14 protein-coding genes and 1 tRNA gene are annotated in these 20,436 nt (G+C 33.4%); 4 read left to right on the forward strand and 11 right to left on the reverse strand.

Going from position 1 to position 20,436, the window contains the following annotated elements:
* Nucleotides 1-202: 202 nt before the first annotated feature.
* Nucleotides 203-1,489: a c-type cytochrome gene (locus AAC053_RS01455; RefSeq protein ID WP_339752015.1), complete on the reverse strand. Its 1,287-nt coding sequence runs from the start codon at nt 1,487-1,489 to the stop codon at nt 203-205.
* Nucleotides 1,490-1,699: 210 nt separating this feature from the next.
* On the opposite strand from AAC053_RS01455, the gene AAC053_RS01460 reads away from it, so the two are divergent.
* The gene (locus tag AAC053_RS01460; protein WP_339751903.1) at nt 1,700-2,083 is read left to right on the forward strand and encodes an SPOR domain-containing protein; all 384 of its coding nucleotides are present in this window, start codon (nt 1,700-1,702) and stop codon (nt 2,081-2,083) included.
* A 7-nt stretch (nt 2,084-2,090) separates the two neighbouring features.
* Here AAC053_RS01460 and AAC053_RS01465 read toward each other — a convergent pair whose 3' ends face one another.
* The 4 genes from AAC053_RS01465 to rimP form a co-directional block, all read right to left on the reverse strand.
* Nucleotides 2,091-3,080 carry a hypothetical protein gene (locus tag AAC053_RS01465; protein ID WP_339751906.1) on the reverse strand — a complete coding sequence of 330 codons (990 nt, stop codon included), beginning with the start codon at nt 3,078-3,080 and terminating at the stop codon, nt 2,091-2,093.
* 80 nt (nt 3,081-3,160) lie between these two features.
* Nucleotides 3,161-5,932, reverse strand: a complete 2,772-nt coding sequence (infB, locus tag AAC053_RS01470; protein WP_339751908.1) for a translation initiation factor IF-2 — start codon at nt 5,930-5,932, stop codon at nt 3,161-3,163.
* A gap of 86 nt (nt 5,933-6,018) precedes the next feature.
* A complete protein-coding gene (gene nusA, locus AAC053_RS01475; protein ID WP_339751911.1) occupies nt 6,019-7,251 on the reverse strand; it encodes a transcription termination factor NusA in 1,233 nt (410 codons plus the stop codon).
* Nucleotides 7,252-7,263: 12 nt separating this feature from the next.
* A complete protein-coding gene (rimP, locus tag AAC053_RS01480) occupies nt 7,264-7,728 on the reverse strand; it encodes a ribosome assembly cofactor RimP (protein WP_339751914.1) in 465 nt (154 codons plus the stop codon).
* A 152-nt stretch (nt 7,729-7,880) separates the two neighbouring features.
* On the opposite strand from rimP, the gene AAC053_RS01485 reads away from it, so the two are divergent.
* Nucleotides 7,881-8,705, forward strand: a complete 825-nt coding sequence (locus AAC053_RS01485) for a universal stress protein (protein WP_339751916.1) — start codon at nt 7,881-7,883, stop codon at nt 8,703-8,705.
* Nucleotides 8,706-8,766: 61 nt separating this feature from the next.
* Here the strand turns inward: AAC053_RS01485 and AAC053_RS01490 are convergent.
* Nucleotides 8,767-8,839 (reverse strand) — tRNA-Gln (locus tag AAC053_RS01490).
* 152 nt (nt 8,840-8,991) lie between these two features.
* On the opposite strand from AAC053_RS01490, the gene AAC053_RS01495 reads away from it, so the two are divergent.
* Together AAC053_RS01495 and AAC053_RS01500 are read left to right on the forward strand one after the other, a co-directional pair.
* Nucleotides 8,992-12,390, forward strand: a complete 3,399-nt coding sequence (locus AAC053_RS01495; protein WP_339751919.1) for a DUF2723 domain-containing protein — start codon at nt 8,992-8,994, stop codon at nt 12,388-12,390.
* Nucleotides 12,391-12,396: 6 nt separating this feature from the next.
* On the forward strand, nt 12,397-13,047 hold the full coding sequence (locus tag AAC053_RS01500; RefSeq protein WP_339751921.1) for a polysaccharide deacetylase family protein: 651 nt from the start codon (nt 12,397-12,399) through the stop codon (nt 13,045-13,047).
* A 102-nt stretch (nt 13,048-13,149) separates the two neighbouring features.
* Here the strand turns inward: AAC053_RS01500 and AAC053_RS01505 are convergent, their stop codons facing one another.
* From AAC053_RS01505 to AAC053_RS01525, 5 genes are all read right to left on the reverse strand, one after another.
* Entirely contained in the window at nt 13,150-13,446 is a 297-nt protein-coding gene (locus tag AAC053_RS01505) for a thioredoxin family protein (protein WP_339751924.1), read from the reverse strand.
* Nucleotides 13,447-13,553: 107 nt separating this feature from the next.
* Entirely contained in the window at nt 13,554-14,780 is a 1,227-nt protein-coding gene (locus AAC053_RS01510; protein ID WP_339751927.1) for a metallophosphoesterase, read from the reverse strand.
* Between the two features lie 43 nt (nt 14,781-14,823).
* Nucleotides 14,824-17,292, reverse strand: coding sequence for a glycoside hydrolase family 2 protein (locus tag AAC053_RS01515; protein ID WP_339751930.1), 2,469 nt, complete (start codon nt 17,290-17,292; stop codon nt 14,824-14,826).
* A complete protein-coding gene (locus tag AAC053_RS01520) occupies nt 17,282-17,971 on the reverse strand; it encodes a copper homeostasis protein CutC (protein WP_339751932.1) in 690 nt (229 codons plus the stop codon). Before AAC053_RS01520 ends, AAC053_RS01515 begins: the two co-directional genes overlap by 11 nt.
* Before the next feature lie 189 nt (nt 17,972-18,160).
* Nucleotides 18,161-20,389 carry a family 20 glycosylhydrolase gene (locus AAC053_RS01525; RefSeq protein ID WP_339751935.1) on the reverse strand — a complete coding sequence of 743 codons (2,229 nt, stop codon included), beginning with the start codon at nt 20,387-20,389 and terminating at the stop codon, nt 18,161-18,163.
* Nucleotides 20,390-20,436 lie beyond the last annotated feature (47 nt).

A 20,436-nucleotide genomic window follows, 5' to 3' on the forward strand; every position in this document is an offset into this window, starting at 1 on the left:
TAGCGTCTCAACAATAGAGCTATTTTCGTTTAGCTCTTCAACACTTTTCCAGTATTTCTTGTTTGATGACATATAATTCTGAATTACTTCTTATTATTTTTTCTGTTACACTTTGACTACGCTCAGTGTGACAGTAATTTTTAATTTATTTTTCTCCTTATCAGAGATTCCCGATTTCTCGGGAATTACTAAAACTCTCGTTTTAGTAATGACACTTACCACATTCTAATCCGCCCATCTGTGCCACAGTTAACTGATCAACTCCATACTTCTTTGATAGTTCTTTATGAATTTTAGTATAGTATGCGTTGTCTTTAACTTTTATATTTGTTTCTCTATGGCAGCTAACACACCATCCCATTGTTAGTGGTGCGTGTTGGTGCATTATTTCCATTTCCTCTACAGGACCATGACAGGTTTGACATTCAACCCCTCCAACTATAACGTGTTGTGAGTGATTAAAATAAGCAAAATCAGGTAAATTATGGATTCTCACCCACTTTACAGGTTGTGAATCTCCTGTATAAGCCTGTTCGTCGTCACTCCACCCAGAAGCCGCATATAATTTTTTAATTTCCTCGTCATAAAACTCTTTACTGTATTCTGCTGTTGTTTCGCCACTGTATTCATAAATAGATTTATGGCAATTCATACAAATATTTAATGAAGGAATGCCAGATGTTTTACTAGCTCTCGCGGAAGAATGACAAAATTTACAATCAATTGCGTTATCTCCTGCATGAATTTTATGAGAGAAATGTATGGGTTGCACTGGCTCATAACCTTGGTCTATACCAATTTGCATAAAATAACCATATACAAAATAACCACTTGCGAGCAAAAAGAATATTACAGCTACTAGCACTAAGAATTGATTTTGAACAAATACCCTCCAGATAGGAATACGTTTTTCGCTGATTGCCACATCAATACCTTTAGCTTCCGCAAAACGATTTAATGTGCGTTTTACTAAAACCAAAGCCATAGCCAATAAAGCAAATAACACAGCTAATGCTCCAAGTATTAAATTATTTGAAACACCTCCAGATGTTTGAGCCTGTGCTTCGGAACCAGCAACTGGTACTATTGGCTCGGGTTTAGGCTGAGCAGTGTAGGCTAAAATATCTGAAATATCTTGATCCGAAAAACCTGGATAAGGCGTCATTGGAGTTCCGTTATACTCATTATAGATTTTATTAGCATAAGCATCACCTGCTTTAATTAAAGCAGAACTGTTACGCATCCAAGACTTAAGCCATTCCCTATCTAAACCTTGCTCTTCTGCTAGTCTTGCCTCTACATTACGTAAAGCAGGACCAGTCATTGCCTTATCTAATTTATGACAAGCAGCACAGTTAACATTGTATAAGGATTTCCCATTAACAGGGTCACCTTCTTGAGCATTAAGTGAGGTTGAAAACGTAAGTAATAAAATAAAACCGAGATGAAGAATCTTTGAGGTTATATTACGGTAGATCACCTGTTTCATATTGTTGGTTGAATTATCTTCTAAACTTTGGTACGCTTTTTTCATTCAATAAAGAAAAAACATGTTTATAAAAACTCATGCAAAAGTAATATTTAAAGTCGATTTTCGAAATGTTAGCGAACTGTTAATGCTTAATTTATAGTAATTCTAAATAACATTTTTTAGCGACTTACGTTGAATATAAATATCTTTACATTTAAATACAGAATTATGACATTTAAAACCAACTATTTAAGTATAGTAATATTACTTATCTCGATTTCCCTTACAGGTAATGCACAGCAAGGCAAGGTTAATGTTAGTCAAGACAGTGATATTGATAAATTATTAGAATATAAGAAGGATATTAAAACCACAAAGGTTTATAAAATCCAAGTATTTGATAGTACAGATCCTGATAAGGCACAAAGAGAGAAAGCTAATTTTTTAAATGCTTTTGGTCAATGGCCTGTAGAAATAGTTTGGAACACTCCAAATTATAAAGTTTGGGTAGGTAATTTTGCAACACGATTAGAAGCTGATCGTGCTTGGGCGAAAATTAAAAAGAAATATATGTATGCTATTATTTTTCAACCAAAGTTGGATAAAAATTGATTGCTTTTTAAGGTGTTTTTAATTTTCTTCTTACTGTATTTATAAGTCGAGGAATAAAAGGTCTTCGTTTTACAAAAATTTTTCTTTTATCTTTATTGTAATCTTCATAATTACATGTCACTAATTCCTTAGGGACATTGGTAAAGCTATTATTAGAACCATGCATGCTATAATTGCAAATAGCGTAATTTTTATTGTCTTTATTTTGGATATTGAAAAAGGGGGAAGAATCATTAAAGGTTCTTACTGAAATATCACAACTATCGACGATATACATTTCTATGGAGAATAGCAAATAGTTGTCTTTTATATCACCTAGTAGTTCTGGGTACTTTGTTTTTGAATGAAACTTAGAATTACTAATTTTATAATTTCTATCGTTAGTGCAATAAAAAACTGAGTTGTAATTGAAACTACTTAATTTTTTTAGCATGACTTCTTCATTCATGCTGTCGTTCAATTTTTTATTCAAACGATCACCTCGTCTTAGATGCAATCCTATGACAGGTTTTTCTAATCTATTTAATATTTGATCACCTATGTCTTTGATATGTTGCGGAGCTGAAACCAAAGGCACTACAAACTTTACACCAACACCATGATATAATTTAGCCAAACTAAAGGCTTTGTATGTCTTTTTTAAATTCCAGAAATTATCATCTTTTAAATTTCTAACTACTAAAGTTTGAGTAGAATTATAATCAAATGGTTTATCTTCAATATTCAAAATAGCATTAGATTCTATGCCTTTTTCTATTTCTAAAAAGTGATGTTCAAGCATAAATTCAACATCTATTTTATCTATACTGAGATACGCATCAATCAAATAACTTTCTAGAGGTTTCCCATTATTGTGCTGAGAACCTAATTGAAATTTTGGGATAACTGCTATTCTATTACTCAATTTCGCTTCAGCCAACAAAATCAATAAGCAAGATCTTCGGTCTAATAAACCTTCACCATATTTTTTAGATGCTTTATAATAGAGATATTTCATTGATAAACTTTCAATTATTAAGTTTTAAATCTAATAAAAAAAGCGACCAATTGGTCGCTTTTTTATAATTCTATAAGTTGTTATTTCAACTTTTTCTTAACTTCTACTTCTTGGAAAGCTTCTATAACATCACCTTCGACAATGTCATTATAGCCTTTGATTTGCATACCACAATCGTAGCCTTTAGCAACTTCTTTAGCATCATCCTTAAATCGTTTTAAAGCTTCAAGTACACCTGTATAAACAACTACACCATCTCTAATAATACGGATTCCAGAATTTCTAAAGATTTTACCATTCATAACCATACAACCTGCGATATTTCCTACTTTAGAGACTTTAAATATTTCTCTAATTTCTGCTGTACCTGTAACTTCTTCTTTAACCTCTGGAGACAACATACCTTCCATCGCATCTTTAAGGTCGTTAATGGCTGCATAGATAATAGAATATGTTCTAATATCAATTTCTTCCTTATCTGCAATTGTTCTTGCATTGCCTACAGGTCGAACATTAAATCCGACAATAATAGCGTCTGAAGCTGTTGCTAATAACACATCACTTTCTGTAATGGCACCAACACCTTTATGTATAATATTAACTTGAATTTCTTCAGTAGATAATTTTTGGAATGAATCTGTTAAGGCTTCAACAGAACCATCTACATCACCTTTAAGGATTATATTTAACTCTTGGAAATCACCAAGCGCAATACGTCTTCCTATTTCATCAAGTGTGATATGTCGTTGGGTTCTAACCGATTGCTCGCGTTGTAATTGCGTACGTTTTGTTGCAATCTGTTTCGCTTCACGTTCGTCTTCAAATACATTGAACTTATCACCTGCTTGTGGTGCTCCATCTAGACCAAGAATAGATACTGGAGTTGCAGGGCCAGCCTCAGCAACATCATGTCCACGTTCATCTTGCATGGCTTTTACTTTACCACTATTCTTACCAGCTAATACATAATCACCAACTTTTAATGTTCCTGCTTGTACTAAAATTGTTGACACATATCCTCTACCTTTATCTAAATAGGCTTCAACTACTGTGCCAATTGCAGCTTTATTTGGGTTTGCTTTTAGCTCTAATAGTTCAGCTTCAAGTAATACTTTTTCTAATAATTCTTTGACACCAGTTCCTACTTTAGCAGAAATATCGTGAGATTGAATTTTCCCTCCCCAATCTTCTACTAAAAGATTCATTTGTGCCAATCCTTCTTTTACTTTTTCAGGATTTGCATCTGGTTTATCTATTTTGTTAATCGCAAATACTATAGGAACTCCTGCAGCTTGGGCATGAGAAATCGCTTCTTTTGTCTGTGGCATAATAGCATCATCTGCTGCAACCACTATAATAGCTATATCAGTAACTTGCGCACCACGCGCACGCATGGCTGTAAAAGCTTCGTGACCAGGTGTGTCAAGAAATGCGATTTTTTGACCACCCTCTAACTCAACTCCATACGCACCAATGTGTTGTGTAATTCCACCAGATTCTCCCGCAATAACATTTTCTTCACGTATGTAATCTAATAAAGATGTTTTACCATGATCTACATGACCCATTACTGTTACGATTGGAGCACGAGGAAGTAAATCTTTTGGATCATCTACTACGTCTTCGATAGACTCTTCAATATCTGCTGTGATGAATTCTACACCAAATCCAAACTCTTCAGCAACAATCGTTAGTGTTTCCGCGTCTAGTCTCTGGTTCATAGTAACCATCATACCTAAAGACATACATGCCGAAATAACTTGTGTTACTCCAACTTCCATCATTGTAGCTATCTCACTAACGGTTACAAACTCAGTAACTTTTATAGTTTTACTTTCTGCTGCTGCAATTTCTTGATCAATTTCAGTTTGTTCTCTGTGTTGATCTCTCTTATCTCTTCTATATTTAGCGCCTTTTCCTTTATTAGATTTACCTTGTAATTTCTCAAGTGTTTCTCTAATTTGTTTCTTAACATCTTCTTCAGTAGGCTCTTCCTTAACCACTTTTGGTCTTGCAGCATTTCCCCCTCTTCCTTTTGGGCCACCTCTTCTATTATCGAAATTCGGTTTTCCTCCAGATTCATTTCCACTTTTACTAATTCTACGTCTTTTACGTTTACTGGCATCCGCAGATCCAGCTGCAGCTGGCTTAACTTCTCTTTTCTTTTTTGGTTTATTGAACTGAGAAAGGTCAATTTTCTTTCCTGTAGTTGTTGGGCCTGAAAGCTTTTTATATTGTGTCTTCAGCGTTTCTTCAGCTGGCTCTTCAGCTTCAGTTGTTTCTGTTGATACTTCTTCTTTAGAAGTCTCTTTAGCTTTCAACTCAACTTTTTCTTCTTTTTTAACTTCTGCTTTGGGCTTTCCTACTTTAGGTTTTTCTAATTTAGGCTTTTCTGCTTTTTTCTCTACCTTTTCAGATTTTTTAGTTTCTTCAACCTCAACGATTGCTTTCGGAGTTTCTTTAGCACCAATCTTTTTAGGTGCTTCTTTTTTCTCTAATTTAGGCTTATCTAGGTCTATTTTACCAACCTGTTTCGGCCCACTTAAATCTGCTTTGGCCTTAACTACAGATTCCCTAATAGCTTGTTGCTTTTGCTTTTCTTCAATTTCGCGTTCACGTTGTTCGCGAAGCTCCTCTTTTTCTTTGAGTTTTGCTTCGCTAACCTCTTGAGCCTTTTCGCGCTTAGATGCATCTGTCTGAAATTCATCAGAAAGCGTATCATAAACTTCTTGCGAAATTTTGGTATTAGGACTTTTCTCAACTTCTATGCCTTTGGATTCTAAAAAATCCACAGCACGATCAATAGAGATGTTTAACTCCCTTAATACCTTATTTAATCTTGTTTGAGCCATAAATTGCCTGTAATATAACTTATATATATACTATACCTATTCAACTTCAAAATGTCATTATAACATTTTAAAAATTTAAGACGGTATTATTCTTCAAATTCTTCTCGTAGAATTCTAATAACTTCTACTATAGTTTCTTCTTCTAAATCTGTGCGTTTTACCAAGTCAACAACATCTTGTTCTAAGATGCTTTTAGCAGTATCTAAACCTGCTTTGCTAAATTCAGCGATAACCCACCCTTCAATTTCATCAGAGAATTCTTTTAATTCTACATCTTCTTCTGCGCCCTCTCTAAACACATCAATCTCATAACCTGTTAACTGACCAGCCAAACGAATGTTATGACCACCTCTTCCAATGGCTTTAGATACCTCTTCAGGTTTTAACAACACCTCAGCACGCATCGTCTCTTCGTCTAATTTTAAAGAGGTTACTCTTGCTGGGCTTAATGCTCTTGTTACAAAAAGTTGAATGTTATTTGTGTAGTTGATTACATCAATATTTTCATTTCCTAACTCACGTACAATACCGTGAATTCTTGAACCTTTCATACCAACACAAGCTCCAACAGGATCAATTCTATCATCATAAGAATCTACTGCAACTTTGGCTTTTTCACCTGGAATACGAACCACTCTTTTAACCGTGATTAAACCATCGAAAACTTCTGGTATCTCTTGCTCAAATAATTTTTCTAAAAACATTGGTGATGTTCTAGACATTACAATAGCTGGCTTACTTCCTTTTAATTCGACACTTTCAATAATCCCTCTAACATTCTCACCTTTTCTGAAAAAATCTGAAGGAATTTGTTTGTCTTTTGGAAGAATAATTTCGTTACCATCGTCATCTAACAAAATGATTGCTCTATGTCTAATGTGATGAACCTCTGCTGTATATATCTCACCTTCTAATTCTTTAAAGTGCTTATATATATTTGTATTGTCGTGTTCGTGAATTTTAGAAATCAAGTTCTGTCTTAATGCCAAGATAGAACGTCTACCAAGATCAATCAATTTAACTTCTTCTGCAACGTCTTCACCAACTTCAAAATCTGGCTCTATTTTCTGAGCTTCAGACAGTTCAATTTCCTGATTTGGCTCTTCTACATCACCATTTGCAACAACAATACGATTTCTCCAAATTTCTAAATCCCCTTTATCTGGGTTTATAATAATGTCAAAGTTATCATCATCCCCATATTTCTTCTTCAATGCATTACGTAATACATCTTCAAGAATCGCCATCAGCGTAACTCTGTCTATTAATTTATCGTCTTTAAATTCTGAAAATGATTCAATTAACGCTACATTTTCCATAATTGATATGAATTAAAATTTTATTTTAACTATTGCTTCTCTAATATTAGAGAAAGCAACATTAGCCTCTTTGGTTACTGTTACTTTTCCTTTTCCTACAGGTTTGGGTTCTCTCGTTTTCCAAGTTAAAACCACTCCTTTATCGTTTACGTCGATAAGCTCGCCTTCAAAGTATTGACTGTCTAAAGTTTTAACTTCTAAGTTTCTACCTACATGCTTTTTATATTGTCTTGGCAAAACCAATGGTGTTGCGGCACCAGATGACAATACTTCTAGAGAGAAATCGTACTCATCTCTATCCATATTATGTTCAATGGCTCTACTGATGAACATACAATCTTCTACCAAGACTCCGTTATCGCCATCTACTACAATTTTAATTGCCTTATCACCAGATAAACTAAATTCTATTAAGAATAAGTCTTGTCTCTCTGCTAAAGCACCTTGCAATAAGTCTTCTACCGTTTTCTTGAACATTTCTTGATATAAAAAGAGAGGACTTTTCGTCCTCTCGTGTATTCATTTTCGTAAACAACGGTGCAAATATACGACATTTATATTGATTTTTCAAAGCTTCATAATGTGGAATTATTTTCATAAATTTATGAGACTAACAAAAATCGAAATAAATGAACAAAATATTAGTACCTACTGATTTTTCTGAGCAAGCAGAAAACGCCTTAAAAGTAGCTGCATTACTAGCAAAGAAACATGATGCCGAAATCTATTTATTGCATATGATGGAAATTCCAATGCAACAAATAGATCCTGGGGCTGTCAAAAGTGATATTCCTGAAGCCTTATTTTTTATGAAATTGGCTCATAAAAAATTTGAAGATTTATTAGAAAGTGATTATTTAGAGGGCTTAACTATACACGAAACTGTCAAGGCTGATATTACTTTTAACGAAATTAAAGACGCTTGCAAAGAAGATGAAATTGATCTCATTGTTATGGGTTCTCATGGTGCTTCAGGCTTAAAGGAAATGTTTATCGGTTCTAATGCAGAAAAAGTGGTTCGCACATCTGATGTCCCTGTTTTGGTAATTAAAAATGAACACACTACATTCGAAATTTCGAATTTTGTATTTGCTTCGGACTTTAAAAATGACAATAAAGACACTTATAAACTGGCAGTGAAATTTGCAAAAGCTGTTGGCGCAAAAATTCATTTATTGATGGTAAATACAGCTAATAATTTTATTACAACAAATGATGCAAATACTCGTGTCGGTGATTTTATTTCTGGACAAGCGTTTGAAAATTACACCATTACCATACATAATGATACAAGTGTGGAACAAGGTATCTTAAATTTTTCTAAGACTGTTGATGCAGATCTTATAGGTATAAGCACACATGGGAGACAAGGAATTGCACACTTTTTAAATGGTAGTATCAGTGAAGATCTAGTGAACCATGCTAATCGACCCGTGATAACGTTTAAGATATAGCATTACTAAAAAGTATAAAAAATGAAAAATCCTAATCAAAACTGATTAGGATTTTTTTTCGTTGGCCCACTAGGGATCGAACCTAGACTCTTTGGTACCAAAAACCAATGTGTTGCCAGTTACACCATAGGCCAATCTCTCAAAATGAGGGTGCAAATTTATAACAAAGTTTCACTTGTACAAAACAAATCTATAAAAATAATTGAAATTACTTAACGTTAACTTAAAAACTTAGGCATTACTATAATAATTAGTAAATTCGCCAGCATTACTAAGTACCTTTTTCATGACAGATTTTAACTTTAAAAAGTGGAATACAATATTAGGATGGTTTGTTTTTGCCGTAGCATTTGCGGTATATGCACTAACCATTGAGCCAACCGTTAGTTTTTGGGACGCTGGTGAGTATATTTTAACCTCATCAAAATTACAGGTTGGGCATCCACCAGGAGCACCATTATTTCAAATGTTGGGTGCGTTTTTCTCGATATTTGCCTTAGAACCTTCTCAAATAGGTATGATAATGAATCTTATGAGTGCTGTTGCTAGTGCTTTTACGATACTTTTCATGTTTTGGACCATAAGTATACTTCTTGTCAAATTGGTTAAGTATAAAAAAGATGATAGCACTAGCAAAGGACATGCAATTTTAGGAAGTGCTTTAGTGGGTAGCTTAGCGTTTACTTTTACAGATTCATTTTGGTTTAATGCAGTTGAAACAGAGGTGTATGCAATGGCTACACTCATAATGGCTGCTATGTTTTATTTAGCATTGCGCTGGGAACAAGACATGCACAAACCAAGAGGTAACCGTTGGCTTATTCTTATTGCTTTTGTAATTGGTTTATCTTTTGGTGTTCACTTTATGGGATTATTAACTATTCCGGCAATTGGTCTTATCTACTATTTTAAGAATTACAAAACCATTACGGTTAAGAATTTTATAATTGCCAATATCGCTTCTGCTGCAATTCTACTTTTTATATTTAAGTTACTTCTACCTTCTGCATTAAAGCTTTTTGGTTACTTAGAAGTGTTTTTTGTAAATTCAATTGGACTACCTTTTAATTCTGGTACGATTATTACGGGATTAATAGTTCTAGCCTTCTTTTATTTTGGTCTGAATTACACCAAGAAAAAAGGTCTGATACACGCTAATACATTAGTGCTGAGTTTAATGTTTATTTTTATTGGCTTTTCATCGTGGATGATGCTCCCAATTAGAGCTAATGCACATGTTATAATTAATGAAAATGACCCTTCTGATGCACGAGAACTTTTAGCATATTATAATTTAGAGCAATATCCTGAAACACATTTGTTTTATGGTCCTCAGTTTACTGAAATATATTCTGGAGCAGATGAAGATCAACCTTTTGTAGATGATAAAAAGAATTATGAAAAGGATGAAGAAAAAGGTGAGTATGTAATTATAAACGATTGGGAAGGAAGCAAGCAAAACTATAACCACGAGCATGCTTCAATTCTTCCAAGAATGTGGAGTAGTGAGCACGCCGAAAATTATATGATGTTTACGGGTTTAATTGACTTCAAAGTTAATCCAAGTTTACAAACTCGTGCCTATAACGAAGCACTTAATGCTGGTTATACAGAAGAGCAAGCAGGTCAGTACTCCGTACAAGAAAAGCGACGGTTCGACCAGATTATTAATGATTTTAGAATGCGAATCGCTCAAGGCGAAATAGATTATGAAGATTACGATCAGTTTTTGAGACGTTACGGACAACAGTATTTGGTGATTGAAAAACCTTCGTTTATGGATAATACCATGTACATGTTTCAATATCAATTTGGTTATATGTATTGGAGGTATTTTATGTGGAATTTTACTGGACGGCAAAATGATATTCAAGGAAAATATGATGATTTTAATGGTAATTGGATTTCTGGAATAGATCTAATTGACCAATGGCATATTGGGCTATCTCAAGACAATCTACCAAGTGATGTTAAAGAAAACAAAGCCCGAAACACGTATTACTTTTTACCATTATTACTTGGACTAGTTGGGTTCTTCTTTTTACTATATTCAGACCTTAAACGATTTTGGGTTTTATTAGTATTCTTTTTATTAACTGGTTTAGCTATACAATTTTACACCAATGTAAGACCTTTTGAACCTAGAGAACGTGACTATTCTGTTGTAGGTTCATTTTATGTATTCGCCATTTGGATTGGTTTTGGAGTCTATGCTATATATGACCTTTTAAAATCTAGCTTTAAAACAAAGCTTTTAGCACCAACAATTACATTGGCTTGCCTCATTATTGTGCCTGGTGTTTTAGCAGCTAATAATTGGGATGATCATGATCGTTCTGGTAAATATACTGCCAATGCTATGGCTCGTAAATATTTAGAATCTTGCGCACCTAACTCCATACTCTTTACCATAGGAGATAATGATTCTTTTCCACTGTGGTATCTGCAAGAAATTGAAGGTGTACGTACAGATGTACGCGTGGTTAATACGAGTTTATTTCAAACAGCATGGTATATTGACCAAATGAAACGTAAAGCTTATGAAAGCGACCCTATTCCGTCACAACTCACTCACAAACAATATCGTGATGGTACAAGAGATGTAATTATTAGAAGAGAAATAACTAAAGATACTTTGCCCATCAAAAGTTTTATGGATTTTGTCTCTAGTGAAAAGCCCAGTACTAAATTTAGATATGTTGTTGAAAAACAAGGTGAAGACCCAGGGCAATATCCGTCACATTTATTGAATTCAAATTATTTTCCTACCAAGTACATAAGCATTCCTGTAAATAAGGAAATGGTTCTTAAAAACGGCATTGTAAAGCCTAAAGATGGAGACAGGATAGAGGATAATCTTTATACTGAGATTAGTGGTAGCTATATTTATAAGAACCGCCTCTTAATGTTAGATATTATCGCTAACAATAATTGGGAACGCCCAATTTATTTTACTGGTGGAGCATTTGGTGACGAAGATTATATATGGCTAAAAGACTATTTGCAACTCGATGGCATGTGCTATAAACTAGTACCTATAAAAACAGCTGTTGATAGAGCTAATCCTTATGACATGGGTCGTGTGGATGCCGATTTGATGTATGACATGGTTAAAACATGGAATTGGGGAGGAAGCGGAGAAGACATCTATCATGATATTGAAACTAGACGAAACGGAATTACCTTTAGAGGTAATTTAGCCCGACTGATCGAACAACTCATCAACGAAGATAAATTAGATAAAGCTGAAGAGGTAGCAGATATTGCCATGGAAAAAATGCCTGTGGATAAATTCGGTTTCTACTCCCTACTAGAGCCTTACATTAGTGCTTATTTTGAAATAGGAAATGTAGAAAAAGGCCGAGCGCTTTTTAAAGATGTTGCTAAGAAATATCAAGAAAACCTTGTTTACTATAGCAATTTATCTCTTAAAAACCAAGAACGAAAAGTTGGTGAAGACATCTATCTAGATATCCAACGTTACAGAGCTTTAGTAGATATTTTAGTTGTTTATAATGATAAAGATTTTGCTTTAGAAGAAACTAAGACATTTAATAGCTACTTAGGCCTTTTTGACGAATTAATGAATAGTTATAATACTGACGAATTACCAGAAGTACCTGAGGGTATCGATAAACAAACATCTGTTAAAGATACAATTAAGAATATATCACCAGAAGACTAAATTAGTATGCAGATAATTCCAGCAAAAACCCCTGGATTTGTAAAAACATTATTTCCGAATTTTGTATGGAGTATCGTTACTGATAAAAAAGAGCTTTACCTTACATTTGATGATGGACCAACACCTGAAATCACGGATTGGGTTCTGAAAATTTTAAAACAATACAACGCAAAAGCGGCATTTTTTTGTATTGGTAACAATATTGAAAAGCACCCAGAAATTTTTCGAAATATAATTACAGAAGGTCATTCTATTGGTAATCACACTTTCAACCATCTAAAAGGGTGGAAACATAAAACAAAGGACTATATTAAGGATGTATTATATACACAGAATTTAATAAATTCTGAGATCGTAAATGATAATTCCCCAACAGAAAAACTCTTTAGACCTCCTTACGGCAAGTTTAAAAATAAACAAAGCAAAAAATTGCTTGAATTAGACTATCGAATTGTATTGTGGGACGTTTTATCTTATGATTGGGATAGTTCTGTAAGTAAGGAAAATTGTTTTAACAATGTTGTATCAGCAGTAAAAGAGGGCAGTATTATTGTGTTTCATGATAGTGTAAAAGCATCACGAAATCTAAAATATGTGTTACCTAAAGTTTTAGAATATTATAGTGAAAGAGGTTTTGAGTTTAAAAGTTTGCATTAATACCTACAAGATTCTTCATAATCTAAACATTAGAGTAAAAAGATTTAGGAAAATATAAAACTCTATCAACTATAAAATGAGATTCCTGCCTGCGCAGAAATATTAGACGTACTCTTGAATAATCCCAATTAAGGTATTCGCATCTTGTTCTCCGCTATGACGCCACTTCATTTCGCCATTTTTGTAAATAATTAACGTAGGTAAACCTTTAACTCGGAGTGCCTCCGCTAGATCCTTATTTTTATCAACATCAATTTTAATGACTTTAGCCTTATCACCTAAAGCCGCAGCTACATCTCTTAGTACAGGATGCATTGCAATGGATTGGTCGTTCCATTCTGTGTAGAAGTCTAATAGAACAGGTATCTCAATATCTATTAATTCCCCAAATTTTGACATACTTTATCGTTTTTAGTCAAACATGTTATACAAACCTACATAAAATTTTAATAGAAAACCTTAGCAAGTTCAGTACTAGTGATATAAAAATAAACAATTCTAAACAATTATGCCTCTTTTGCTCCCTTTTTGAGCTCAATTACGGTAATTTCTGGCCATATACCAACTCTTCCTGGATATCCAAGATAACCAAAACCTCTATTTACATTAATGTATTGACCTAAAGATTCATAAATACCTGCCCATTGTTTGTATCTCCATTTTACAGGACTCCACTTTATCCAACCTGGTATTTCAATTCCAAATTGCATACCGTGTGTATGTCCACTTAATGTAAGATGATAGTGGTAATCATCATTAACAACCTCCGCATCCCAATGGCTTGGGTCGTGACTCATTAAAATTTTAAAATCGTCTGGTTTAATTTGTTCTGATGCTTTCCTTAAATCACCAGCTTTTTTAAAGCCTCCTTTTCCCCAATTTTCAACACCAATTAAAGCTAAACGCTCTCCGTTTTTTTCTAAATACCTACTTTCATTTAACAATAAATCAAACCCAATTTCCTTCTGTATTGCTTTTAAATCCTCTAGATTTTGAGCCTTTTTTTTTGGTGTGTCCCAATCTACATAGTCTCCATAATCATGGTTTCCTAAAACTGAGAACTTGCCATCTTTAGCTTCTAATCTTTCAAAAGTAGATTTCCAAGGCACCATTTCCGAGGCTTTATTATTTACCATATCTCCTGTAAACAATAAAACATCAGATTTTTGTTCATTTACCAAATCAACCGCATATTCAATCTTTTCTTTATTATCAAAACTACCTGAATGTATATCACTAATCTGTGTAATTCTATAACCATCGAAAGCTTCTGGCAAGTCCTCAAAATGTAGCGTATAATTTAACACTCTAAAATTGTATTTCCCTTTATACATGCCATAAAGCAATGACGTAAAAGGAATAGCCGCAATACCTAGCGCTATCTGACTAACAAACTTTCGCCGAGATGGTATATAAAAAGCTTCTTTAGTGGCTAATTTGTCATACAATCCTAAAACACCTCTAATGATATCTTCTCCTAAAAGAATAGGTAACAAAACTATATTTAAAGACATAAAGACCAATAGAAACCCAAAGGCATAACTTTTAATAGGGCTCAATACACGACCTTCTGCTGATGTGGTAAATTGAAAAATAAAATTACCAACAACAATTAAAGCTATAGCTATAAATAAATAATGTATCCATGTTTGCTTTGTAACTGTTTTAATAGCTTGAAAGCCATAAATGGTAAATAAAACATATATTATAATAAAGATAATCCAACGAATCATGAGTGAAATTTAATGTGACAAATTTAAGGATATGCATATCGACTTATCTTATGAAAGTGTTAAAGGTTTTTAACCCTAAATTAGTAAAGGTTTTCGATGCTGTTTTAAAATGAACTGTAATAGACTCGTTTGGTAGTAAATCAAAGAAATTATCAGAAAAATGACCTTTTGTTTCTGTGAATAAAAAGACATTTTTTTGAAGCGTTTTACTCGATAGTTCTATATTAAATCCATCTTTAGTTTTTGTAATTTTCTTTATAATTTCAGCTTGTTTAAGCTTTAAATCTTTGGGTTTTACCATGTAAAAATAGGAGGTGTGCTTATTGAATTTCGAAATTAATACAGTTTCATTTTTATTAAACTTGATGCTTTTTAAATATAGTTCATGTTTTATTACGCTTGAATTTGAATCAACTCTTATTGTTGTAGAATCTTCCCAAATCGTAATTCCATTAAAATCCATTAATTTCAGATCTAGTGATCCCTCTTCAGAGTTTAAACCATCATTGACTATCCAAGTCTTTAGTATGTCTTTTTTAATTTTTGAAGAAATCAATACGTTTTCAAAACTACGTTTGACCTTATAATGTAATGCTTTCCAATTCCCAAAATAATCAATGCTAGACCATGATACTGAAGGCCAGCAATCGTTAAGCTGCCAAAACAAGGTTCCCATATTGTAAGGCTTAGCGCGTCGTTGTGCTTCAATGCCTTTGGTAATACCATAGGCTTGCAAGACTTGACTCATATAGACATAATCCTCTGCGTTATCTGGAACTGGAAAGTCACGCTTCATATATTCATCAATCAATTCGAAACCTCTTGAATGTTTTTGATGATTTTTAAATCCTTCAGACGTAATTTCTATTGAATCATTCTGATTGATATATCGAATGGTTTCATAACTAGGAAACGACTGAAACCCAAACTCACTCATAAAACGCGGTACGTTTTCTTCAAGATGTTTAAAAGGATATCCATCGTGCCAAATCCACCAATCGTGTGCATCTCCTTCAGTTTTATATTTTGGATTGCCTCTTCCATATTTTGGAGAGCTTTCCCAATATTCGATATCAGTTAAACCTCTTACAGTATTTGGTAAAATCGAATCAAATACTTTTAAATAGTTACTCCAAATTTCCTCTTTTTCTTCTTCGCTCCTATTAGCTTGCCAGCCCCAACGATGCCAACCTTCTGAGTTTTCGTTATTACCACACCATAATGCAATAGAAGCGTGATTCCTAAGTCGCTTTACATTGTCTTCAACTTCTTTCCTTACATTCTCTAAAAAGTCTTTATCTCCAGGATACATAGCACAAGCAAACATAAAATCTTGCCATACTAGTATCCCTTTTTCATCGCACAAATCGTAGAAAATATTATTTTCATAAATGCCACCTCCCCAAACTCTGAGCATATTCATATTAGCATCAACGACATCAGTTAATAGTTTTTCATAATGCGCATCTGTAACTTTATTTTGAAAGCTATTTTGTGGAATATAATTCGCTCCTTTTCCGTAAACAGGGATATCATTAACTTTGAAATAAAAAGATTCTCCTATACTATCTTTTTCAGTGACTAATTCTATAGTTCTTAATCCTTTTTTGACTGAAAAGCTATCTAAGATTTTATCATCTTCTTTTACGACTACTTTTATATCATATAAATAAGGTTCACCAAGATTATGTGGCCACCAACGTTTAGGGTTATTAATCTGAAAAGGAATTCCTGGATTGTAATTTGAAGGATTAAATTGTCTTCCATTAATTAGGCTATCATTTACATAAACTTCATAAACCAAATCTTTTTCTAATTTAGAATCAAATTCTACTTGCGCGACCAGTTTGCAAATTGAGTCATTCAATTCAACATAATTTATGTAAGTATTTTTAATCTTAAAATCATCCCAAGCCTTCAATTTTATTGGTCGCCAAATACCATTTGTATTTAATTCTGGTCCCCAATCCCAACCGTATTGAAATTGTGCTTTTCTAGTAAAAACACGATTGCTTACTGGAAGTTTGTATGGCAATTTTTCTTTTTCAATTGCTTCATATTTTGTAGTTGATTCAAATAGAATTCTGAGTTCATTTTCTGACTTTAAAAGCAATTTTATATCTACATTCCATTCTCTAAACGCATTATTAGCTTTTAAAATTAAACTGTCGTTTAAATATACCGAAGCATAGGTGTCTAAACCTTCAAAATTAAGTTCTATATTTTTTTTTTCGAGTGTTTCTTCATCCAATGAAAATGACGTTTTATACTCCCAATCGGTTTCAGAAACCCATTGTAAGTCTTTTTCATTGTCTCCAATAAACGGGTCTTCAATTAAGCTATGATCTAACAGATCGGAATGCACGCTACCTGGAACAGTTGCAGAGCGCCAAACCGATTCGGTTACTTTTTTGAGTTGCCAACTACTATGCAACTCAAAAGTCACTGGGAGATCGTGTTCTGGCTGACATCTATAAGCTAACAAGATGAGAAGCAATAAACTATAACGCATTTAAGATGGCTTTAATTTTTTGTGGATCTGAATAGGTTAATGGTATTGAAAACATAGATTGATCAGAAGGTAAAGTTGATGAAGCTGAAGCGTGAATCTCTTTCAAACCTGTCTCTTTAAACTTTTTGGTATTCTCCGATGAAATGCCTCCACCTGCTAAAATTATAATTCTACCTTTTGAAATTTCATACAACTGTTTTAATAATAGAAGTCCTTTTTCTGCTGAAGATTCTTGTCCAGAAGTTAAAACTCGTCTTACTCCTAAATCGATTAATTGCTCTAATGTTTCTTTAGGGTTTACAACCTCATCGAAAGCACGATGGAACGTAAAGGATAATGGTTTTGTCAACTCTACTAATTCTTTTGTTCTAATTAGGTCAATAGTTTTATTTGTATTTAGCACTCCAGAAACAATACCTTGACATCCTAACTCTTTACAGAGTTGAATATTATGTTTCATAATATCAAATTCTGCATTTGAGTAAACAAAACATCCACCTCTAGGTCTAATTAATACAAAAATTGGAATTGATAATTTATCTACAACTTGTTTCAGTAAACCATAAGATGGCGTAATACCACCAACCGATAATTCTTGGCATAATTCTACGCGATGTGCTCCTGCATCTTGAGCATTTTTAGCAGATTGATATGAATTGGCACAGATTTCTAATTTCATATTTACTATCATTCCTTCGCAGGCAGGAATCTTATTAATTTTACTTCAAAGTAGATTCCGCATCAAGTGCGGAATAACAATCACTACGTCACTTCGAGTGATTTGTGAGGTACGAGCAAATTGTATCGAGAAGCATTCAACTGGTTCTCGATACAAAATTGCAAAAAAGCAATTTCACTCGAACTGACGTCAGTTAATTATTATTTCATCAATAAACGTCCAAGCTTTATTACCAGCACCTTGTTTATCTTCTGAAATTATACCATAATTTTGAATCTTAAACCTTAAAACTCTAGCCTTTTTTCCTTCGATTTCAAAATTAAATTTCGTGAATGAATTTTCAAAATTAAAAACAGAAATATACTTAAAATCATCATCATCAAATGCAAGCTTTACTGCTTTTGGAGCATATATCCATTGTCCATTTCCGTTATAAAATCGAGTTTCAATAGTATTAATTTCTGTTTCTTCACCAAAATCAATAGTAATCTCAATATCCTCGCCCCAAAATCCTAACCATTCTTTATCACCATATCGTGAATCACTACCACTAATTCCATTTATTAATCCTTCTGCTCCGCTACCAGAATACGCTTTATGAGGTACTTTATCAATTGTTATCTTCTTCCCAACAGCTTTATGGAAATCGATATTTTGATTAAAGGTTTTCCCTAATTTTGCTTCTGTATTAAATACAGCAGCTTTTAGTTTTGTGCTATTTGTAATTGAAATTTTAGACTTATAAATTTCTGACTTCAAATTGGGTTCACTTCCATCTAAAGTATATCGAATAGTTTTGTCTTCTGTTAAGGTCTTAAATTCAAAGAAAGGTTTTCCTGCTTCTGAAACTAAATTGCCTTCAATTTCATATAAATGATTGGCATAATTAATACCTAGCGCGTCTAAACGTCTATAAAAATTCTCTAATCTTAATACAAAATCTTTATAATTTTTTCGATTTGTATGTGACCAAACCACCTCACTCATTGCCAACATTCTTGGGTAAACCATATATTCTACTTGCTTTTCTGTAGGCATGTATTCTGTCCAAATATTGCCTTGTGCTCCTAAAACATATTTAGATTCTTCTTTAGTTAACCCTTCAGGAATTGGGTTAAAACCATACACTTTTTCTAGTGGTAAAAAACCACCAATGGCTAATGGCTCATCTTCACTAACGGACTGGTAATAATCAAAGTAACAATGCGATGTTGGTGTCATTACTACATTATGACCAGACTTGGCAGCTTCAACAGCACCACTAGTTCCTCGCCAAGACATTACGGTTGCATTTGGAGCTAAACCACCTTCTAAAATTTCGTCCCAACCAATAATTTGTCTCCCTTTAGAATTGAGGTATTTTTCCATTTTAGTGATAAAATAGCTTTGTAATTCGTGTTCATCTTTTAATCCTTCAGTTTTTATTAATGCTTGGCAATGAGAACAGTTTTTCCATCGCGTTTTTGGAGCTTCATCACCTCCAATATGAATATATTCACTTGGAAACAGTTCTAAAACTTCCTCTAACACATCTTCTAAGAAGGCAAATGTTTTTTGATTTGGGCAATAAATTTCTTCAAAAACTCCCCATTTTTTAGCAACTTCAACTTGTTCGCTTGTACACCCTAATTCTGGATAAGCTGCAATTGCTGCTTGCGCATGACCTGGCATTTCAATTTCTGGAATCACAGTAACAAAGCGTTGTTTTGCATAGGCAACAATGTCTTTTACCTCTTCTTGTGTATAATAGCCGCCGTATTTTTTTCCATCAAACTGATGTGGTAGATCGCTATAATGACCAACTAAAGTTTCGTCTCTAAATGCTGAAATCTCTTGTAATCTTGGATATTTCTTAATCTCAATACGCCAACCTTGATCATCTGTTAAATGCCAATGAAATGTATTCATCTTTAGCATTGCCATGGCATCGATATATTTTTTTATAAAACCGACAGAAAACATATGGCGAGAAACGTCTAAATGCATTCCTCGATATAAAAATTGTGGTGCATCAGTAATTATTATCGATTTAATTTCTAGATACTTACCCTCAAAACTTCCATTTTCAAAAGATGGAGGTAATAATTGACGTAAAGATTGCACAGCATAAAATGCGCCTTGATCAGTTTTTGCTTTTATTTTAATAGTTCCTGGTAAAATTTCAAGACTATAACCTTCCGGATTAACAATTGTTTCATCTACAATAAATGAAATTTTACTATTTCTCCTCAACTTTAACTTACTACCATTTTCAATATACTCCTTTAAAAAATTAGCAGAAATCTTAAGTCGTTCATCATATTCTATTCCTGTTTTCTTATTTAAAATAAAATTCCAACTTGCTGAGATTGAATTTGAAGGCGTTGGTATTATTACAGAACGCTCTGCTTCATGAGTTTGCGAATTACAATTAATCAAAACGCTTGTAAAAACACATATTGCAAATATTTTCCTGAAATTCATTT

The organism is uncultured Winogradskyella sp. (genome assembly GCF_963975125.1).
Classification (GTDB): domain Bacteria; phylum Bacteroidota; class Bacteroidia; order Flavobacteriales; family Flavobacteriaceae; genus Winogradskyella.